Source organism: Rhizobium sp. NXC24 (genome assembly GCF_002944315.1).
GTDB lineage: Bacteria > Pseudomonadota > Alphaproteobacteria > Rhizobiales > Rhizobiaceae > Rhizobium.
The window spans coordinates 281358-302044 of the sequence record NZ_CP024311.1; the positions used below are offsets into that span (position 1 = coordinate 281358).

General features: G+C 60.5%; 18 protein-coding genes. 13 read left to right on the forward strand and 5 right to left on the reverse strand.

The window, feature by feature from the left end; genetic code table 11:
• Positions 1–70 precede the first annotated feature (70 nt).
• Positions 71–1150 (reverse strand): glycoside hydrolase family 5 protein, encoded by a 1080-nt coding sequence (locus NXC24_RS01385; RefSeq protein WP_104821665.1) that lies wholly within the window; start codon positions 1148–1150, stop codon positions 71–73.
• 211 nt (positions 1151–1361) lie between these two features.
• Here NXC24_RS01385 and NXC24_RS01390 point away from each other — a divergent pair, with 211 nt between their 5' ends.
• Positions 1362–3041: a GumC family protein gene (locus NXC24_RS01390; protein WP_104821666.1), complete on the forward strand. Its 1680-nt coding sequence runs from the start codon at positions 1362–1364 to the stop codon at positions 3039–3041.
• A 215-nt stretch (positions 3042–3256) separates the two neighbouring features.
• Positions 3257–5239, forward strand: a complete 1983-nt coding sequence (locus NXC24_RS01395; protein ID WP_104821667.1) for a nucleoside-diphosphate sugar epimerase/dehydratase — start codon at positions 3257–3259, stop codon at positions 5237–5239.
• A 32-nt stretch (positions 5240–5271) separates the two neighbouring features.
• Here NXC24_RS01395 and NXC24_RS01400 read toward each other — a convergent pair whose 3' ends face one another.
• On the reverse strand, positions 5272–6114 hold the full coding sequence (locus NXC24_RS01400; RefSeq protein WP_104821668.1) for a glycosyltransferase family 25 protein: 843 nt from the start codon (positions 6112–6114) through the stop codon (positions 5272–5274).
• Between the two features lie 289 nt (positions 6115–6403).
• Here NXC24_RS01400 and NXC24_RS01405 point away from each other — a divergent pair, with 289 nt between their 5' ends.
• The 6 genes from NXC24_RS01405 to ugpC all read left to right on the forward strand — a co-directional run bounded on the left by NXC24_RS01405 (position 6404) and on the right by ugpC (position 12328).
• A complete protein-coding gene (locus NXC24_RS01405; protein ID WP_245463918.1) occupies positions 6404–6868 on the forward strand; it encodes a hypothetical protein in 465 nt (154 codons plus the stop codon).
• 61 nt (positions 6869–6929) lie between these two features.
• Complete coding sequence (locus NXC24_RS01410) at positions 6930–8090, forward strand: Gfo/Idh/MocA family oxidoreductase (RefSeq protein ID WP_104824949.1); 1161 nt, start codon at positions 6930–6932, stop codon at positions 8088–8090.
• A gap of 13 nt (positions 8091–8103) precedes the next feature.
• Entirely contained in the window at positions 8104–8988 is an 885-nt protein-coding gene (locus tag NXC24_RS01415; protein WP_104821669.1) for a sugar ABC transporter permease, read from the forward strand.
• On the forward strand, positions 8985–9842 hold the full coding sequence (locus NXC24_RS01420; RefSeq protein WP_104821670.1) for a carbohydrate ABC transporter permease: 858 nt from the start codon (positions 8985–8987) through the stop codon (positions 9840–9842). The genes NXC24_RS01415 and NXC24_RS01420 overlap by 4 nt, the downstream gene beginning before the upstream one ends.
• 35 nt (positions 9843–9877) lie before the next feature.
• A complete protein-coding gene (locus NXC24_RS01425) occupies positions 9878–11107 on the forward strand; it encodes an ABC transporter substrate-binding protein (protein WP_104821671.1) in 1230 nt (409 codons plus the stop codon).
• Between the two features lie 84 nt (positions 11108–11191).
• Complete coding sequence (gene ugpC / locus NXC24_RS01430; RefSeq protein ID WP_104821672.1) at positions 11192–12328, forward strand: sn-glycerol-3-phosphate ABC transporter ATP-binding protein UgpC; 1137 nt, start codon at positions 11192–11194, stop codon at positions 12326–12328.
• A 211-nt stretch (positions 12329–12539) separates the two neighbouring features.
• On the opposite strand, the gene NXC24_RS01435 is transcribed toward ugpC, so the two are convergent.
• Genes NXC24_RS01435 through NXC24_RS01445 form a run of 3 tightly spaced genes read right to left on the reverse strand, consistent with a single transcriptional unit; the run spans position 12540 to position 15632 of the window.
• Positions 12540–13643, reverse strand: a complete 1104-nt coding sequence (locus tag NXC24_RS01435) for a D-TA family PLP-dependent enzyme (RefSeq protein WP_104821673.1) — start codon at positions 13641–13643, stop codon at positions 12540–12542.
• 1 nt (position 13644) lies between these two features.
• On the reverse strand, positions 13645–15135 hold the full coding sequence (locus tag NXC24_RS01440; protein WP_104821674.1) for a M81 family metallopeptidase: 1491 nt from the start codon (positions 15133–15135) through the stop codon (positions 13645–13647).
• A gap of 11 nt (positions 15136–15146) precedes the next feature.
• Complete coding sequence (locus tag NXC24_RS01445; protein ID WP_104821675.1) at positions 15147–15632, reverse strand: hypothetical protein; 486 nt, start codon at positions 15630–15632, stop codon at positions 15147–15149.
• A 111-nt stretch (positions 15633–15743) separates the two neighbouring features.
• On the opposite strand from NXC24_RS01445, the gene NXC24_RS01450 reads away from it, so the two are divergent.
• From NXC24_RS01450 to NXC24_RS01470, 5 genes are all read left to right on the forward strand, one after another.
• A complete protein-coding gene (locus NXC24_RS01450; protein ID WP_104821676.1) occupies positions 15744–16133 on the forward strand; it encodes a RidA family protein in 390 nt (129 codons plus the stop codon).
• Positions 16134–16220: 87 nt separating this feature from the next.
• Positions 16221–17084, forward strand: a complete 864-nt coding sequence (locus NXC24_RS01455; protein ID WP_104821677.1) for a MurR/RpiR family transcriptional regulator — start codon at positions 16221–16223, stop codon at positions 17082–17084.
• A 179-nt stretch (positions 17085–17263) separates the two neighbouring features.
• Positions 17264–18040 carry an SDR family oxidoreductase gene (locus NXC24_RS01460; protein WP_104821678.1) on the forward strand — a complete coding sequence of 259 codons (777 nt, stop codon included), beginning with the start codon at positions 17264–17266 and terminating at the stop codon, positions 18038–18040.
• 27 nt (positions 18041–18067) lie between these two features.
• Positions 18068–19987, forward strand: a complete 1920-nt coding sequence (locus NXC24_RS01465) for a beta-N-acetylhexosaminidase (protein ID WP_104821679.1) — start codon at positions 18068–18070, stop codon at positions 19985–19987.
• A gap of 145 nt (positions 19988–20132) precedes the next feature.
• Positions 20133–20444, forward strand: a complete 312-nt coding sequence (locus NXC24_RS01470; RefSeq protein WP_104821680.1) for a hypothetical protein — start codon at positions 20133–20135, stop codon at positions 20442–20444.
• The last annotated feature ends 243 nt before the right edge of the window (positions 20445–20687 follow it).

The window sequence follows — 20687 nt, forward strand, 5'->3', positions numbered from 1 at the left end:
ATCGGCCGGGGCAACCATAGCAGCGCCGTGATTCGCGACAAAGCGCTATCCGCCCGTTCGTCTCCGCCGATCAGCCCGCCGGCTTGACGCTGGCGCAGGCCGGCGCAATCACCGTTTTCTTACCGACGGCAGCAGCGATCACCTTCATCTGCGGCCGGTCCTTGCCGCCACGCGGCTGCACGTTCAGCGGCTCCTGCGACGGCCACCAGTCGCCGGCCGCCCAATACGTCCATCCGAGCCAGACATCGTTGTTGTCGGCCATGACATCGAAAATCTGCTTTAGCCCGTCAAGACAGGGCTGGTTTCCCGCCACGCCGAATTCGCCGAGAAAGCCGCGCTTGCCGTTCTTGCGCAGCCAGGCGGTGACGTCGGTCAACCCTTGTCTGGCCTGGTCGCTGCCGTCACAGACAGGATGCGTACCGGAACTATCGGCATCGAGATACTGATGAAACTCGAATGCATAGAAATCGAGAGGGTCCTTGACGCCAAGCATGACAGTATCGTTCGCGCCGCCGCCGATCCTGTCGGTAGCCCAGGTGAGCGCGCCGCTCCAGTTCGTGCCGGGCACGAGGATGAGGTTGCGGGCGCCGACCGTACGAATGCCCTGTATCGCGGTATTGGCGGCTTCCAGCCAATCGGGAGCCTTGATATCGTGCGGCTCGTTCATCAGGCCGAAGAACACGCCCTTCTGATTGGCAAACTCGACGGCGAGACGCGCCCAGAAATCGCCGAAGGCGAGATCGGTCGCAGGCGCCTGTGTGAGTTGATCCTTGTCGTAATAGCCGAAATTGTGCGGATCCAGGACGACGGCCATGCCATGCTCTTGGATGAGATCGACGGCATCCCTGAGCCGCTGCAGTTCTTCGCCGTCCAACGGCTGGCCAAGCACCGGCTGCAGCCGCTCCCAGCGGAACGGCAGGCGGACAACATTCATGCCCTTGCTGGCGAAATAGCGCACCGTTTCTTCCGACGGATAGGTATAGTTGGTGCCGACCACGCCGGTGCGGTCGCCATATTCGGCCCCGGAAAGGTTGATGCCCCGATAGCAGAGCTGCGATGGGTCAAAGCTTGCATCGGTCTCTGCGGCCGAAGCGAGCAGAACCGCTGCGGCGAGCGCTTGGCGCAGCAGTCTCCTCACGAGTCCGGTCATTGCGAGCTCCTGTTCTTCCTCGTCGCCAGTGAGCCCGTTTCATATGAACCTCCCGGTTGAATATTGATGAAGAGATGGGCTTGGCGGGCTCTCTGCCTGCCTCCACCAAGGGACTTCCTGGGAATGTCCTTAATGTTCCGTTAGCCAAACATTTCTAAACTCCAGGCATCTGCGGCGCAGAGACTGCGCGCGGACCCCGTGAAAGTCTGACATGAGCTCATTGGAACGAAGCAAGCGATCGAGCCAACTTCCGGGTTGGCGCAGCACCGAGCCGTACGAAGGACGGCGCGAAGGCTTGCGTTCACGCAGCCCTGTGCTGCGGCCGAGAGACTTTGTTCATGAGGTTCAACCCGTTGCCGCCGAAAAGCCGGTCGATCCGGCGGAGCGGATAATCGCCGCCCGCGATGACGTACGTCGCGAATTCGAACGCAAAGCGGAAGCCGCGCCGCCGCCGGTCGCGGAGCCGGTCGTTGTCGCTCCCCCCCCAGTCACCGAGCCGGTGGTTGTTGTCACGCCGCAAACGGTTTCGCCTGCGCGGATGCCCGCGGCCGATACGCCGCTTCTCGACTTGCGCTCGGCTGTGCGGTCGATCTGGGCGAAAAAGCTGCTGGTTCTTGCGCTTGCAGGCGTCGGGGCCGTGCTCGGCGCCAGCATCATCCCGCTGCTGCCGCAGAAATTCACGGCCGAAACCAGCCTCTATTTCGATCCTCGCCAAGTGGGGGGCTCCGATGGTCCGCAGGCCGCGCCCACTGCGCCGGAACTGATCCTGACGATGATCGACAGCCAGACCCAGATCCTTTCCTCCGGCAGGGTGCTGGGCCGGGTCGTCGATGCGCTGAAGCTCGATCAGGATTCTCAATTCAACGGCGGCGCGACCGGCGACGCGGCAAAATACGTGGCGACCGCAACGCTGGCGAAGGCAGTGCTGATCGCCCGCGAGGCCAGTACCTATGTCGTGTCGCTGAAGGTCACGACGCGCGATCCGCAAAAGTCGGCCAAGATCGCCAACCAGCTTGTTACCTCCTTCATGGAGGAAGAGAGCAAGGCGGCGGCGAACAGCTATCACACCAGCAGCACCGCGCTGGATGGTCGGCTTGAAGATCTGCGCCAGCAGGTGCTTGACGCCGAAAAGGCCGTCGAGCTCTACCGGGCCGATAATGATATGGTCGCCGTCGAAGGCAATCTGATCTCCGACAAGCGCCTGACTGCGCTGAACGATATGCTGGTGACCGCACAGCAAAAGACGATCGAGGCGAAGGCACGGGCCGAAGCTGCCAATAAACTGAGTTTCGAGGACGTCGTTGCCAATGGCTCCCAGGCCAACATGACGGCAACGTCCACATCGCTCAGCAGTCTGCGTCAGCAATATGCGGCGCTCGCCGCCAATGTCGGCAGCCTGCAAAGCCAGCTCGGTGCCCGCCATCCGCGCCTGCTTGCCGCCAAATCCTCGCTCGACAGCCTCGCAGCGGAAATTCGCCGCGAGCTGCAGCGACAGACGACGTCGGCCCGCGCCGATTACGAGCAGGCGCAGAAGGCCGAGCAGGATATCGCCAAGGAATTGGCGGTGCAGAAGGCGTCGCAGGTCAATACATCGGGCAAGCTGGTCGGACTGAACGAGTTGCAGCGCAAGGCGGCTGCTGCGCGCGAGGTTTACGAGGCGCTGCTGAAGCGTTCCGGCCAGACGAGCGACGCGCAGGACCTGTCGCAGAACAATATCCGTGTCATCTCCGAGGCCGAGCCGCCGCTGACGGCGAATGGACCGAGCCGAAAGGTGATGATGGTGGCCGGATTGATCGCCGGCGCGCTGTTCGGCATGAGCCTCGGGGCAGCCTTTGCCATCCTCGCCGGCTTGTTCCGGCATCCGGTCGTTCGTGGCTATCTTGGGAAGTGATCTTCGCCGCCACCTCTGCTGTAAGCGACTCTTTCAAGATCGGGGATGCAATTGCGCGTCCGCTGTTCTAAAAGTGAATTGATGCAGAGAGTGATTGCATTTTGCTAATGAAGGCATAAAGACAATCTTGCTGTGCCGTGCAATACATGGTGGGACAATTTATGCGAGAGAAGCGGTATGCTGTTCCGTTGACCGGCGCCAGGGGAAATTGACCCATGGTACCCGCGGATAAGCTCGTCCTGCCGTTCCTGGCGCTGCCACGCTCGACCAAACGCGCCCTGGCGCTGATTGTCGATGCCAGCCTCTGCGTTCTGACCGTCTGGTTCGCCTATTGTCTCCGCTTGGATGACTGGGTCATTCTCGAAGGCGTGGAGTGGCTGCCGGCGATCGTTTCGCTCCTCGTTGCCATCCCGATCTTCATCGTCCTTGGCCTCTATCGCGCCATCTTCCGCTATGCCGGCATGTCGGCCTTCATGACCGTCGTCAAGGCGGTGGCGATCTACGCGCTTGCCTTCATGACCATTTTTACCGCGATCAGCGTGCCCGGCGTACCCCGCACGGTCGGCATCTTGCAGCCGTTGCTGCTGTTGATCGCCATCGGCTTGTCGCGCATGTGGACGCGCTACTGGCTCGGCAACGCCTATCAGCGGCTGTTGAACCGCAATCAACTGGCCAAGGTGCTGATCTACGGCGCCGGCTCTTCCGGGCGGCAGCTCGCCGGTGCACTCGCCAACAGCGCCGAACTGAATGTCGTGGGCTATCTCGACGATGACAAGCATCTGCATGGCAGCATCATGGGCGGCCTGCCCATTTATGATCCGGCCGACCTGTCTGCCTTGAGCGTCTCGAGCGAGATCAGCGACGTGCTGCTGGCGCTGCCGAACGCGACGCGCCAGCGCCGCAACGAAATTCTCGAAAGCATGCGCAAGGCGCGCGTCACCGTGCGCACCATGCCCGATCTGACGGCTCTCGCCCAAGGGCGCGTCGCGGTCTCAGACCTGCGCGAACTTGATATCGAAGACCTGCTCGGCCGCAACGTGATCGCGCCCGATCGCACGCTGATCGAGAAAAATATCCGCAGCAAAGTGGTGATGGTCACCGGCGCCGGGGGCTCGATCGGCAGCGAACTCTGCCGTCAGATCCTGAAGAACCGCCCCTCCTGCCTGCTGCTGGTGGAGCAGAATGAATTCGGGCTCTACGCCATTCACGGCGAGCTGGAGAAATCGGCGGCGACGGCTGGCTATGATGATATCCGCATCATTCCATTCCTGGCGTCCATCCGCGATGGCCGACGGCTCAGACAGATCATGGAGGCTTGGCGGCCGAAAACCGTCTATCACGCCGCCGCCTACAAGCATGTGCCGCTCGTCGAATACAATCCCGTCGAAGGCATACGCAACAACGTGCTGGGAACGCTGACGACAGCCGAAGTGGCGCGCGACTGCGGCGTCGAGGATTTCGTCCTGATCAGCACCGACAAGGCCGTGCGTCCGACCAACATCATGGGCGCCAGCAAGCGGTTGGCGGAGATGGTGCTGCAGGCCATGGACGCGGACCGCAAGCCCGGCGTGGGGGGCACGAATTTCGCCATGGTCCGTTTCGGCAACGTGCTGGGTTCATCGGGTTCGGTCGTGCCGCTCTTCCGCCAGCAGATCCGCGATGGCGGTCCGATCACGCTGACGCATCCGGATATCACCCGCTATTTCATGACGATCCCCGAGGCATCGCAGCTCGTCATCCAGGCCGGCGCCATGTCCGGCGGCGGCGACGTCTTCCTGCTCGACATGGGCGAACCAGTGCGCATTGCCGATCTTGCCCGCCGCATGGTGGAATTGTCCGGCCTGACAGTCAGGGACCAGGATGAGCCGGAGGGCGACATCGAGCTGGAGATCACCGGCCTGAGGCCGGGCGAGAAACTCTATGAAGAGCTGCTGATCGGCGACAATCCGCAGGCGACGACCCATCCGCGCATCATGCGGGCCAAGGAAGATTTCCTGCACTGGTCGGAGCTGTCAAAGAGGCTTGCGGCCCTTGAGGCAGCGCTGGATGAAAACGACATCCCGCAGGCAAGAACCCTGCTGCAGAAGCTGGTCTCCGGCTACGCGCCGAGTGGCGAAGTGGTGGACCTCGTTTTCCGCGAGCGCGAGATGGATCTGACCATCGGTCAGCCGGATTTCGGCAGCGTCGCGGGGCTGTAATTTTGAGGCATTCCGGCAAAAGCCGAGCCGCCTTACCGTTCGCCGCCGCCCCCGACAATCGATTGAGGCTTGGCCTTCACGGTATAGGCCCAACGGCGGATCTGGTCGCAGAAGCGGAACCAATGCGCTGTTGCGCGCAATAGAAAATGCCGCTTCACCGCGCGGTAGTGGACGCGCTTGCCGATCGTCGTTTCGGCGCGGAATGGACTGAAATCCGCGACGTTTTCAAGGGTGGCGAAAGTTTCGACCCCTGTCGACCAGCCACGCTCGAGCGCGACATCGTAAGGCAGAAGCATCGGCTTCAGCGCGACCAGCAGCTTCTTCGCGGCCTGCCGGTTGACGATGTAGCATGCCGCCGATCCCTGCGGTCCGTGCATGCAGCGGCCGACAATGTCGCACTCGGCGGTTTCGGATATCGGCTTGAAGCCGACCAGACGATGATTGACGAGCTTCACCAGGCGTGCGCCGCAAACGCTGTCCATGGCGGCGAGCGCACGGGGTATCAATCTATGGTTGAGCTCAACATCATCCTCCATGATGATCGCCATCTTCTCGCCGCTTGCGACAAATTGCTGCAGGGCAAGCAGATGGCTGCGGTAGCAACCATATTCGCCGGCCAGCAATTTACGCCCGTTGTGATAGATGAATTGCCGCGGCTGGAAATCGACGCGGTCGCGTTCCGGAATCGTCTTACCGTCGATAGCGGGAATTCGAGTGACATTTAGCCCGTATTGGGCGGCCTGTCCGCGCAATCTTTCCCAGCGTTCGGGCGAACGGTCGAGGTTGATGACGTAAATGCGAACTTGCGAGGCCGGATTATCGGCGCTGGGTACTTCCGCACATGCGATGATCCGATTGGTCCGCTCCAGAATCACCTTTACTCCCAAAAATAGAAATCCCGACCAAGATAAACTAAAGCGACAGCCCCATTTATATATAACAGGCTTCTCACTTTTCGCAAATTCAGATTGCACGCTTATAGTGTATGCTCAAGTAAAAGCGTTTTCGCTGACGTAATTTGCTGTGAACGAATGTGCGGTTGCAGACATGCCGGTTTCCGAGGTCATTTTCATGCGTCATCTGTTGGCGCTGCATGGGCATCATTATATCTGAGACAGACGGCGTATTGTCATTCGCCTGCATGCCGGAAGGATCCTGAAATCCATGTGGACCAGACCGAAAATCGTCATTGCCGCGTTACTTCTCGCCGGCCTCGTGCCCGTGGCTGCCTTTGCCGACAATCCGCTGCTCCCCAAGCCCTATGTCCGCCCGATCTATCCCTATAAGAACCTTCCGGGGGTGACGGAACCGAAGATGGCTGCGACGAAAAATTCGAGTGCCGCACGACCACGGTGCGCATACGCGGATTCCACGAGGGCGTCTTCTATCACAACATGCCGCGTCTCGGTTATATCTGCGAACAAAACGGCGTCATCTCCGAAGGCACCGGCAAACCGAACTATCAGTATTGGCAATATAACGGCCCCAACAGATAGGCTCGGCCATTCCTCCAAAATAACTGGCAAGGAGATCGATCCGCTGCGCCCCGCCCCAGAGCGGCAGCGTGTTCTTAAACGTCAATCTGAAAATGAATTTCATCATTTCGAGTATTTTCCCGAAGCGCGTTGACGAATGGGAAAATTTCGCTCAAGCTGACGAAAATAAATTACGCAGCGGGAACGTTACCAGTATGCGAGTGGGGATCATTGGACTCGGATTCCGTCTGGGATATCTGGGGTATGTTTTCAAAGCGATCGATGACAGCTTCGAGATCGCGGGCTATGTGGATCCCGAGCCGGCGGGCCTTCAGGGCCTGACCGAAAACGGCATTTCGGCCGGCAAGGCCTATGCCTCCCCGCAGGAGCTGATCGCCAGTGAAAAGCTCGACCTGCTGATGATTGGTTCGCCGAACCACATGCATCTCGATCATATTCGCCTCGGGCTTGAGGCAGGTCTCAAGATTTTCTGCGAAAAGCCGATCGTCACGAGCATTAGGGACAGTATCGAGCTTGCCCGCCTGATGGCAAAATTCGGCCATGAGCGGCTAATGGTCGGCCTCGTCCTGCGCTATTCGCCGATGTATCGCGATCTGCTCGTCGCGCAGGCCGAAGGAAAGCTCGGTCGCATCGTTTCCATCGAGGCGGCCGAGCATATCGAACCCTACCACGGCGCCTTCTTCATGCGCGACTGGCGCCGCTACGAACATTATTCCGGCAGCTTCATGCTGGAGAAATGCTGCCATGACCTCGATCTCTATAATGGCGTTGTCGGCGCGCGACCGGAGCGGGTCGCAAGCTTTGGCGGGCGCAAGAGCTTCATTCCGGAAAACGACCCGGCAAGGGAGGGCATCAACGATCTCGAGCTTTTCCATCGCAAGCCGAGCGGCTGGATGGGATCGGACAAGGTTTTCGACAGCGATGGCGACATCATCGATTACCAGGTGGCGATCGTCGAATATGCCAACGGCGTCGGCATGAACTTCCACACCAATCTGAACGTGCCGGACCAGTTCCGTCGCTTCGCCATCATGGGCTCGCGCGGCATGGCGGAAGGCGATTTCATTCGCGGCTATTTCAACGTCCACGAGATGCTCACCGGCAACAAGGTGATCGAGAAGACCTATGCGACGCGCACGGTGCTTTCGCAGCACTACGGCGCTGACGAGCAGATGGCGGCCGATATCATCTCGCATGTCAGATCGGGGCAGCATCTGCCGGTCTCGACATTGAATGCGCTCGAAGCGGGCATTCTTGCCTTGTCGATGGACGAGGCTCGCAGGAAGAGAGCCGTCGTCGATCTCCGCCCGATCTGGGACGAGTTCGACGAAGCGCTGCACTCGCGGGCCGCATAGAGGGAGGCGCAAGATGGGTGTTCAACGCAGCACAGTCATCTTCGCCTGGCTCCTGCTTCTTCCGGCCGTTCTCTACGTCGTCGTCATCGTCGCCTATCCGCTGGTCGACACCGTCATCCTGTCCTTCACCGACGCCTCGCTGAAGAAGCTGACAAACTGGGTCGGCTTCGAAAATTATGCGAAGATTTTCAACGAAACATTTGCCTCGGTGATTGTCCGCACCTTCATCTGGACGTTCTTTTCCGTGTCGATCAAGATGATCATCGGCACCTTCGGGGCGATGATGCTGAATTCGGCGGTTCCAGGCCGCTCGCTTTTTCGGGTACTGACCATGCCTCCCTGGATCGTGCCGATGGCGATCGGCATCTTCATGTGGGGCTGGATGTATAATGGCCAGTTCGGCATGATTTCCGGCCTGCTGCAGCGCTTTGGTCTCGTCGATGGCCCGGTTGCCTTTTTGGCCTTTGGCAGCACGGCCTTCTGGGCGACGATTATAACGGACGTCTGGATCGGCGTGCCGATGGTGACGCTTTATATGCTGGCTGCCATGCAGTCGATTCCGCAGGATCTCTACGAGGCCGCCTGGACGGATGGTGCCGGGCGGTCCTACCGCTTTCGCCGCATCACGCTGCCGCTCCTGGTGCCCTCGCTGGTCACGATGTCGATGCTGTCGCTGATTTCGACGTTCAACTCCTTCGACATCATCTGGATCTTGACCCGCGGCGGTCCGAATGGCGAGACGACGACGATGATCATCGATACCTATCGTACGGCGATCGGCTCCTACAAATATGGTGAGGGGGCGGCCCGTGCGGTGCTGATCTGCATCTTCCTGTCGCTCTTCTGCCTCGCTTACTTCCGCCTGACCAGCCGCTTTGCCACGGGGGACAAGCGATGAACCACCCTTCGATGATCAATCGCTACAGATGGTATGAACTTATCGGCATCTATGCCGGTATTCTGCTGTTCCTTACCTTTGTACTAGCGCCCTTCATCGAAGGGTTTCTGGTTTCGCTGAAGCCGCTCAGCCAGCTTTTCTCGTCACCCTACCGTTTCATTCCCGAAAACGGTTCGTTCGCCGCCTATCGGACCATGTGGACCAGTGTGCCGGGCTTCGGCTGGTACATCTTCAACTCGTTCCTGATTTCCGGCACGATTACCATCATCGTGCTGATCCTGGTGGTGCCGGCTGCCTATGCCTTCGCGCGTTTCGAGTTCAGGGGCTCCGGACTGCTGCTCGGCGCCTTTCTCGCCGTCAAGATGTTCTCCGGTGCGGTCCTGCTGATTCCGCTGTTCCGGCTCATGCGTTCCTTCGGCGTGCTCAACACCTATTTCGCCATGATCGTGCCGGGCGTCGCCTTCATCATCCCAACCGGGATCTGGCTGCTGCACACCTATATGAAGCGCATCCCCCGGGAGCTTGACGAGGCCGCTTATGTCGATGGCGCAAGCCAACTCTACACGCTGCGCCGCGTCATCCTGCCGATCGCGATGCCGGGCATCGTCGTGGTGGCGATTTCCTCCTTCATCGAAGCCTATGCGCAGCAGTTCATCTATGCGCTCACATTCAATTCAAAGACCGAATACATGCCGTTGCCGGTTGGGCTGTTCGCTTATTTCGGCCGGCAAGAGGTTGTCTGGAATGAACTCATGGCTGCAAGCTTCGTCGGCATCGCGCCGGCGCTGGTCGTGATCTTCTTCCTGCAGCGCTATCTCGTCAGCGGTCTGACCGCCGGCGCGGTGAAGCAATAAATCGTCCAAAATCACTAGAGAAGGGGAGCTTAAACGTGACATTCCATTTCAAAACAGGGCTGTTGGCCCTTGCTTTGCTCGGCTCCACTGCGCTTGGGGCCGTGAATGCTCAAGCCGCCGACAAGGAAATTAGCTGGATCTATTGCGGCGACAGCATCGATCCGATCCATGTGAAATATATCAAGCAGTGGGAAGACAAGAATCCCGGCTGGGCGGTCAAGCCGGAAGTCGTCGGCTGGGAGCAGTGCCAGGATAAGGCGACGACGCTCGCCGCAGCCGGTACCCCGGTCGCCATGGCTTATGTCGGCTCGCGCACCCTCAAACAGTTCGCGGAGAACGATCTGATCGTTCCGATCCCGATGACGGACGAGGAGAAGAAGAGCTACTATCCGAATATCGTTGATACCGTCACCTCCGACGGTCAGCAGTGGGGTGTTCCGATCGCCTTCTCGACCAAGGCGCTCTATTGGAACAAGGACCTCTTCAAGCAAGCGGGTCTCGATCCGGAAAAGCCGCCGACCACCTGGGCCGAGGAAATTGCCGATGCCAAGGCGATCAAGGAGAAGACCGGTATCCCCGGCTATGGATTGTCGGCCAAGACGTTCGACAACACCATGCACCAGTTCCTGCACTGGGTTTACACCAACAACGGCAAGGTGATCGACGGCGACAAGATCGTCCTCGACAGCCCGGAAGTGCTGGCCGCCCTTCAAGCCTATAAGGATATCACGCCTTATTCCGTCGAAGGACCGACCGCTTACGAACAGAACGAAGTGCGCGCCATCTTCCTGGACGGCAAAGTCGGCATGATCCAGGCGGGCTCGGGTGCTGCCTATCGCCTGAAGGAGACGAAGATCAACTGGGGCGTCGCACCGCTGCCGCTCGGTCCTTCAGCCAAGGGCCAAGGCACGCTGCTCATCACCGACAGCCTTGCGGTCTTCAAGGGCACCGGCGTCGAGGACAAGGCAATCGAATTCGCCAAGTTCATCACCTCTCCCGGTCCGCAGGGCGAATACGAACTGCAAGGCGGCGCCGGTCTGACGCCTCTGCGTCCTTCGCCCATGGTCGATGAGTTCGAAAAGAAGGATCCTTTCTGGAAGCCGTTCATCGACGGCATCGGCTATGGTGGTCCGGAACCGCTGTTCAAGGACTATAAGGGCTTTCAGAACGTCATGATCGAGATGGTCCAGTCCGTTGTGACCGGCAAGGCCCAGCCGGCGGATGCCTTGAAGAAGGCAGCCGGGGATCTCGAGCAATATAAATAGGCTTGCAAATCGCCGGGCCGCGCGCATCGCGCGCGGCCTTTTGAGCCCCGCCCGCCTGATGGCGGCGCCGCGCGGAGACAGAGTTTGGGAAAGCTTCACCTTAACCAGGTCAGGAAATTCTACGGCCACTTCGAAGTCATCAAAGGCGTCGAGCTTGACGTTATGGATGGCGAGTTCGTCGTTTTCGTCGGCCCCTCCGGTTGCGGCAAGTCGACCCTGCTTCGGATGATCGCCGGCCTCGACGGTGTCACGAGCGGCGACATCGTCATCGATGGCGCGCGCGTCAACGACCTGCCTCCGGTCAAGCGCGGCATCGCCATGGTCTTTCAGTCCTACGCCCTTTATCCGCATATGACGGTGTTCGAGAATATCGCCTTTCCCTTGCGCGTCGAGAAGATGGCGGAAGACAAGCTCAAGGCCAGGGTAGAGCACGCCGCCCGCATATTGCATCTCGATCAACGCCTGCAGCAAAAGCCGGGCATGCTGTCGGGCGGCCAGCGCCAGCGCGTCGCCATCGGCCGGGCGATCGTCCGTGAGCCGAAAATCTTCCTGTTCGACGAGCCGCTGTCGAACCTCGACGCGGCCCTGCGCGCCGATATGCGCATCGAACTTGCCAAGCTGCACCGTCAGTTGCAGGCAACGATGATCTATGTGACCCACGACCAGGTCGAAGCCATGACCATGGCCGACCGGATCGTCGTCCTGAACGCCGGCGAGATCGCGCAGACCGGCGAGCCGCTGGAGCTTTATCATAAGCCGGCAAATAAATTCGTCGCGAGTTTCATCGGTAACCCCAAGATGAATTTCCTGCCCGTGACCTGCAAGAGCGTCACCGAGGCAGGCGTCGAGGTGGAGTACAAAGGCCAGACGGCGCTGCTGCCGGTCGCCCCGCGAGACGGCGTCGTCGGTAAGGAGCTCACGCTTGGCATCAGGCCGGAGCATGTGCAGCTTGGCGGCGGCGATATATCCCTGACAGTCATGCCGACAGTGATCGAGCGGCTGGGGGCACAGACGGTCGCCTATGCGGCGCTGGAGCGTTACAGCGGCGAGAATTTTTGCGCCACGCTGCCGGGAAGCGTCGCCATCCGCACGGATGTGCCGCTGGTCACGGGCATCCGCCTGGCCGACTGCCATCTTTTCGATGAGAACGGCCTGGCTTTCGAGCGCAAGGTGGAGCTGACGGATATCGATATGGAGCTGTTGGGCACACCTTCTTCGTGAAAGCCCTTGGGGCCGCCTCGCACTTCGAGGCCCTGCCAAGTCCGCAAGCGCTCCCGTGTCAGTGCTCCCAGGATGAGGCCGAGCGGTCACCACGCATCAACGCAAAGACGATATATGCAGCCGCGAGGCGCGGAAGGTGAGCCCTCATGGTGAGGTGGCGCGCAGCGCCCTCGAACCACGAGAGCGGGTGGTTGGCACAATCAGCGGCGCCCTACCAGACCAGCCCGCGCGCCGCGACATCCTCGATGCGGGTCACGATGCCGTCGCGGTGAAACACCATGCGGTCGTAAAGGTTGGAGACGACGCAGGTGTGGTTGGGGATGATGCGGATCTTCTCGCCGATCGCCGGCTGAGGCCCGGTGCATTTCGAAAGATCGATCACCCCATGCTCTTCCGAAAGGTTTGTGATGACCGCTTCGGGGTAGCCGACCACGGTGCCGTAGTCCGAAAAGCCGAGGAGATCGGAGGTCAGCGCTTTGGAACCGGCGTCGATGACGGCGCGGTCTGGCGTTGGGCGCGAGACGACGGTCGCGAGGATATGCATGGCGCAATCGTCCTCGCTGCAATGGCCCGCCCGCACCATGGACCGATCGTTGTAGATATAGGTGCCCGCACGGTGCTCAGTGGCCGCCGTCACCAGATGCGCCTCGTAGAGGCTCGGCGAGCCGCCGCTGCTGACGATGGGGCATGCGATGCCATCACGCTTCAGGAGCGAGATGGCCTCGGCCAGAAAAGCCTGTATGGCGGCAGCGCTATTTGGCTTCGGATATGTCATCAGGCCGCCGAAGGTCAGGCCCGGCCTGCCGGCAATATGCCTTGCCAATGCCGCGGCCTCTTCCGGCGACTGCACGCCGCAGCGCCCGCCGCCGGTATCGCACTCCACCAGCACGGTGAGCGGTTTGCGCGTCGCGAAATGGGCTGACAGGCCGTCGACCGTAACCGTGCTGTCGGCGACGACTTTCAGCCCGGAAATGCGATCGTTGAGGTCAGAGAGGCGAGCGCGCTTTTCCGGACCGAGGATGTTGAAGGTGATGAGGATATCTTCGAAGCCGGCATGGGCGAACACCTCGGCCTCGGTGATCTTCTGGCAGTTGATCCCGTTGGCGCCTGCCGCCACCTGGGCGCTCGCCAGCGCGGGGATCTTGTGCGTCTTGATATGCGGCCGGAAGTTCAGCCCATGCGCATCCATATAGGATTGCACGCGGGCGATATTCGCCATCATGCGGTCTTCGTCGATGATCGGGCGTGGCGTCGAAAGATCGTCAATGCGGTCGCCTGGCCTGGGGCTGATGTCCGAGACGATATCCTGCGCCATATCAGGCAGCTCCCTCTTGTAACCCATGCGGGTCGGCAACCATCGGCCATATATCCTTGGGCGCGCGGCGATAGGGCGTGCGCGCCGGATTGTTCGGATAGGGCGTTCCGGCCGAACAGTAAAGGATTTCCGACGCGATCTTGGAGAAGGATGCGAAGAAGTGGTTGGTCGACTTGATCACCAGGATCTTCTTCTGCGTGGGATCGATGCCCATCACCGAGAAAAGGCTCGGATCGAAGCTTTGGGCGCGCGTCGAATTGAGGATGATGTCGATGCCTTCGAATTCAATATGCGCCGCATCGCCGAAGGGCGCCAGGCTTTCGCCGAAGCGCATTTCGGCATTGGCGACCAGACGCACGACCTTGACGACGCCGTCGATCGGATTGCCGGTGCCGGGCGCAGATTTCGCTCCGAAGCGCAGCGGAATTTCCGCACCTTCGCCGGCCGCCATGCAAATCTGCACCGCCATCGGGTCCCAGATCGTGCCGATCGCCGTGTCACAGGCGCCGCGGGTCAGCAATTCTTCGAGGATGACGGTCGCATCGCCCGCCGTGCCGCCGCCGGGATTGTCCCAGACATCGGCGATGACGACCGGACCCGAGCGTGCGGCCCCCGAACTGGCAGCCATGGCCTCGGTCACGGCCTGCTTTTCGTCGATCTGCGGCATCATGAAGGTGCCGCGCTTGGAAAAGAGCTCCAAGCCGAGGTCGCGGGCGAGGGCGGAGCCCTTATCCGGCTTATTATCTGTGACGACCAGCAGTTTCGTACCCATTTCCGGGACGTCGCCGGCCATAAAGCCGTGAATCACGGAGATGGACAGAATATCAGCATCGCTTTTCTCGAGCGCCATGATCTTGTCGACGAAGGAGCGCATCGGCTCGCGCGAGGTCGGAAAGACGTCGATCATACGGCAATCGAAGGCCGACATGACCGGCTGTACGCGGCCCCCCAGCGTATCGACGGCGATGCGCCAGAGGTCTTCGGCGCGATCGACGAAGTCCGTATGCGGGAATTCCTTGAAGTAGACGAAGAAATTTGCCGCTGCGAGACGCTTTTTCGTCAGATGGCTGTGTGGATCAAGTTCGGCGCAGACGAGAATGTCCGGCCCGACGATCTGACGGACCCGCGACAGGAAATCGCCCTCGGGATCCTCGTAGCCGGCGGCAACCATCGCGCCATGCAGGCCGAGCACGACGGCATTGACCGGCATGGCGGCGCGAAGCTGGTCGAGGATTTCGTCACGCAGGCCCTCGTAGGCCGTGCGATTCACAAGGCCGGCCGGGTCGGCCCAGGCGGCCGTGCCCTCGATCAGCTCCCAGCCCCTTTCCGCGGCCACTCGCCGGCCGACTGTGATCGGCGCCGAACAAAGCGTCGGCGTCTCCGGATGCTCGCCCGGCGGCGCATAGAGGGAAGCCTCGAAGGCGCGCCGATCGACGCAGATCGGAGAAAAAGTGTTCGTCTCGGTCGCGAGCACCGCGGTGAAAATGCGCAACGCCGTCGCCTCTATTCCATTGGATTCGGCAGGTAACCGGTAAAGCCGGAAATCTTCCAGCGGCCATTATGCAGACGGCAATAATAAAGCGTCTGCCATTTCAGCACATCGACGTCGCCATCGGCTTTCTTCAGGCTGCCATCGAATTTCTTGCGCACCAGCGCCATATCGCCTTCGATCTCGATGTCTTCCAGCGTAGTCGTCGTAAAGATGGCGGTGCGCGGGTCTTCCGCAAAGGATTGGCCGGCAAAATCGCGCGCTTGCCGCAACCATTCGTCGCGGTAGGCCGCAAGCGTCGGGAAGGTGAGGCGCCATTTGTCGGGACTGACTTCGCGGCGGCCGTCGATGCCGATGAAGCCGTCTTCGACGAAATCGTCCGCCACCTGCGACCAGTCGGCTGCGAGAAAGGCGTCGATATCGCGCGGCACCAGCATCTCCCAGATTGCGTGCCGGGCAGCGTCGTCGGCAGGGAAGGGATTTTTAAAGGGATCGCGCATTGTACCCGCCAATATTGAAATTCTTTTCATAAATTGCGATTTTCACTGGTCAAATTCTGCTTTCTATGGTCATTTGTCAACGTGTCACGAAAATAATTTGCAGGATTGAAAATGACCATCAAGCGTTATGGCGCTGTCCAGACGGGTGCGGGCGGCAAGCCGCTGCCTTTCGCGCGCGCTGTCGAAGCCAATGGCTGGCTCCATGTCTCCGGCCAGGTCGCCATGGAAGATGGTGAGATCATCGATGGCGGCATCGTCGCCCAGACCCATAAGGCGATCGGCAACCTCATCGCCATTCTCCATGAAGCCGGCTATGACCTCGAGCATGTCGTCCGCGTCGGCGTGTGGCTCGATGATCCCCGTGATTTCTGGAGCTTCAACAAGATCTACCAGGACTACTTCGGCGCGCATCCGCCGGCGCGCGCCTGCGTGCAGTCGTCGATGATGGTGGATTGCAAGGTGGAGATCGACTGCATCGCCTACAAGGCGCCGGAAGCGTGAGGTAGGAAGACTGTCAGGGGCTGCATGATCTTGGAAGGGCGCATAGCGGCTTTTGGATAGGATTGTGCATTAAAATGGGGGACGTCTGTGGATATTTTCACGACCATGCAGGAGGAAAGAGGGCGGTTGTCGCAGTCGGAAAACCGCATTGCCGACATCGTCCTCAACGATTTCGAATTTGCGGTCAACGCCTCCATTATCGAGCTTGCCGGCAAGGCGGATGTTTCGCCGCCGACCGTGACGCGCTTCTGCCGTCGGCTCGGCTGCGAGAGCTTTTCCGATTTCAAGGTGCAGCTTGCCCGCACCGCCTATGTCGGCATGCGCTACATCAAGCCGGAGCCGAAGAGCATCGCGCCGGCGGATGTCGCGCAGGACATCATCACCAAGGCGCAGAATGCGCTGTTCCTGCTGCATCGCGGGCTGGATATCCCCGCCATCGAGCAGGCCTCCAACAGGCTTGCCGGCGCCGAGATGATCTACGCCTTCGGCTCCGGCGGCAATTCCTCGATGATCGCCAGCGAGCTGCAGAACAGGCTGTTCCGCCTCGGCCTGCGCGTCACCGCCAGTTCCGATCACAGCATGCAGTTGATGATGGCCGCCGCCGCCAAGCCGACGGACGTGCTGATCGGTTCGTCGCTGTCGGGCCGCAATGCCGAGCTGGTGCGGGCCTTTATGCTCGCCCGCGAAGCCAAGGTGCCGACGATTGCGTTGACGCAGAGCCACAGTCCGGTGGCGCTTGCCGCTGACATCACCGTGCCGGTCGATTTGCCCGAGGGCAACAATATCTATCGCCCGACATCGACGCGCATCGCCTATCTCGCGGTCGTGGATATCCTCGCCAGCCTTGTCGCTTACCGCATCCAGCCGCAAGCGACGGTAACGCTGCGTCGCATCAAGCAACAGCTCGTCACTCATCGCGACGGCGACGACCGCCAGCTTCTCGGGGACTAAAGCGATTCTAATGCATGTCGCGCAAAAGTGTGCGGCGGTTTTGCGAAAACGACATGCAAAAACAAGGAGCTAAAGCGTGGGAGCGAATCTGAAAGATCGCGACGAGCTTTAGGAAAAGTGCGTGAGCCGCTTTCCGTCCGGAATTGCGAAAGAACAGAAACGCAGCAGGGGAGAGATGCATGACCCGATCCGTCGCCATCGTTACCGGAGCTGCCGGCGATATCGGCCGCGCCATTGCCCGGCGTCTCGCGGATGATCACGATATCGTCCTGCTGGTCGATATCGATGCCGCTGCCGTTCGAAAGGCTGCGGAAGAGCTGGGACCGGCGGAACGCTTCATCGCCCTGAAAACCGATGTCACCAGCGAGGCCGACCTTGCCGAAATGGCAAAGGCCGCCGCGGGACTGGGTATGGTCAAGACCCTGGTCAACAATGCGGGAGCGGCCCGCGCCGTCAGCCTGCATGATACGACGCCGGATATCTGGCGCGCCGACAATGCCCTTAATCTCGAAGCCGCCTTCCTCTGTTTCCGCGCCGTCGAGGATATGCTGAAGGCGTCAAAGGGATCGCTGGTCAACATCGCCTCGGTCAACGGCATGGCCGTCTTCGGCCATCCCGCCTATAGCGCCGCCAAGGCTGGTTTGTTGCATTTCACTCGGCTGGTCGCGGTCGAATACGGCAAGTTCGGCATCCGCGCCAATGCGGTCGCGCCGGGCACGGTGCGCACGCAGGCCTGGGAGGCGCGTGCGGCCGCCAATCCCAATGTCTTCGAAGAGGCCCGCCGCTGGTATCCGCTGCAGCGCGTCGTCGATCCGGCCGATGTCGCCAATGCCGTTGCCTTTCTCGCCGGCCCGCTTGCCAGCGCCATCACCGGCGTCTGCCTGCCGGTCGATTGCGGCCTGACGGCGGGGCAGGCCGAGCTGGCGCATACATTTTCACAGTCCGATCATTATTGAACGCTTGTCGTTAAGGAGAGAATAGATATGCAGCCGGCTTCCTATCATCTCGAAAACACCTGGTCCCCCGATGGCGGACCGAACGGCCGCCTGACCTTTACGCTGATCAATCTCTCGGATGCGCCGCTCACCGGTTTCCGCCTCGTCTATACCTCGCTGACGCGCGTCATCGATCCCAAGGCTTGCGACAATGCCGTCTTCCTGCGCCGCAACGCCAATTTCCATGAATTCGCCCCGCCTGCCGGCCTCTCCCTGGCATCGGGCGAAAGCTGGACCTTCAGCGTCAGCGGCCTGAACCGGACAGCGAAACATTGCACCGATGGCGCCAAATCCGCCTATCTGACACTGTCCGACGGCAGCCATGTGCCGGTGTCCGTCACCGATCTCCTGCTTGAAGGTCGCGTCAGCGAGCCGCCGCCGGTGCTGCTGCCGGAAGGCAAGCTCGATCTTCCCTTCGCCATCCAGCCTTGGCCAGCGGCGATCGATGCCAAGCCGGGCGAAAGCTTTCCGGTCGTGCTCTATCCCGTCAAGGGAACCGATGCTGCCAGCCTGAAGGCAGTTGCGACGTCGCTGGCGCTCTTCCAGCGCCTGTTTCCGGCCAATCACGCGCCATTCAGCCTCATAGCCGCGCCGCAGGGCAGGCCCTTGCGCTTCGTCGAGCGGCCGGCTCTCGCCAAGGAAGCTTATCAGCTCACTTTCTCGGCCGAAGAGATCACGCTTGCCTATGGCACTGAGGCCGGGCGTCTCTATGGTTTGACGACCTTGGCGCAGCTTCTGGACGGCGCGCGGCGCGAACCCGGCAAATTCCGCTTTCCGGCCGCCGGCACGATCTCCGACCAGCCGCGTTACGGCTGGCGCGGCTGCCATCTCGATGTCTCCCGGCAATTCCACCCGAAGGAGAATGTGAAGCGGCTGATCGATATCCTCGCCTGGCTGAAGCTCAATATCTTCCATTGGCATTTGACCGACGACGAGGCCTGGCGGCTGGAGATCAAGGCCTATCCGCAGCTAACCTCGACTGGCGTGCTGCGCGGCCCGGACGAACCTCTGCTGCCGCAGCTTGGAAACGGCGCTGAGCCGGTGGACGGCTCCTATTCGCAGGGAGATGTCAGGGAGATCGTCGCTCATGCTCTGGCGCTCGGCGTCGAGGTCGTGCCGGAAATCGATATTCCCGGCCACAGCACAGCCGCCCTCGTCGCCCTGCCGGATCTGGCCGACGGGCAGGAAGCGCCGGAGAGCTATCATTCCGTCCAGGGCTATCCCAACAATGCCCTCAACCCGGCCGTGGAGCCGACCTATGAGTTCCTCGGGAAAGTGTTCGATGAAATGGTCGAGCTGTTTCCCTCCGAATATATCCACATCGGCGGCGACGAAGTGGCCAACGGTTCCTGGCTCGCCTCGCCGCTCGCCCGCAAACTGATGGAGCAGGAAGGCATATCCGGCACGTTCGCGCTGCAATCCTATTTCCTGAAGCGGGTGAAGACGATGCTGACGGCGCGCGGCCGCAAGCTAGCCGGCTGGAACGAAGTCGCCCATGGCGGCGGCGTCGGCACGGAAGGCACGCTGCTGATGGCCTGGGAGAAACCGGAGGTCGGCATCGAGCTTGCGCGCGAAGGCTATGATGTGGTGATGACCCCCGGCCAGGCCTATTACCTCGACATGGTGCAGGCGGAAGCCTGGCAGGAGCCGGGCGCGAGTTGGGCCGGCACCGTACCCCCAGCGCATACCTACGCCTATGAGGCGGAAGGCGAGTTCCCCGAGGAATTGAAGGACCGGATAAAGGGCGTGCAGGCCTGCATCTGGCTCGAAAATTTCCTCTCCCGCGCCTATTTCAACCGCCTCGTCTTCCCCCGGCTGCCGGCCATCGCCGAAGCCGCCTGGACGCCGAAGGCGGGCAAGAATTGGGAGCGCTTCGCCGCGATCGTGCGGCTCAGTCCGGCCCTATAGGCAGATGTCCAGGGTCGTGATTGCCGCAGCCGTGATTGCCTGCATTGCCGGCAGCGCATGGCTATGTCACGAAACTGATAGAATAGATGCAGGATAATGTGGTTCCTTTCGATAGCGACGTCTGTCACCTAGAAGAGGAAACCCCATGAAGAAGATCATTTTGCTCGTGGCATTGGCGCTATCCGCCTCAAGCGCAATGGCAATGTCCCGCTATGACTCCCATCGCATGACCTGTTCGGCTCTTCACGACAAGATTGCCCGAGAGGGCGAAATCGTCCTGCGATACCCCTCGCACAGCGTCAACAATCTGATGATGTACGATCGCTACGTCTCAAACTCGGCGGCCTGCATTAACCGTGGTGCCATGTCGAGCGCCTCAGTGCCAACCTCGGACAATCCGAGCTGCAAGGTTCAGCGCTGTGTCTCGACGACGGGGAAGGGGCATAATCGCAAGTGAGCGATGTAAGCCGACTCTATTCAATGTCGGGTTCGATCTGAAAAGCTGCAGAGAAGGAGATCTCGGGACCTCTGCTTCCGGGAAGATCTGCGGTTTGATTTTGGCGGCGATCAAATCAGATTGGTATCCAGAATTATGGATATTAGCCCTCATTCTCAGCAACAATGGTTATTGAGTAATGTTAGATAGTAGAGCGGCCCACAGTACCCTTTGCAAATGGAGCATAACGGGTCCAATCTTCGA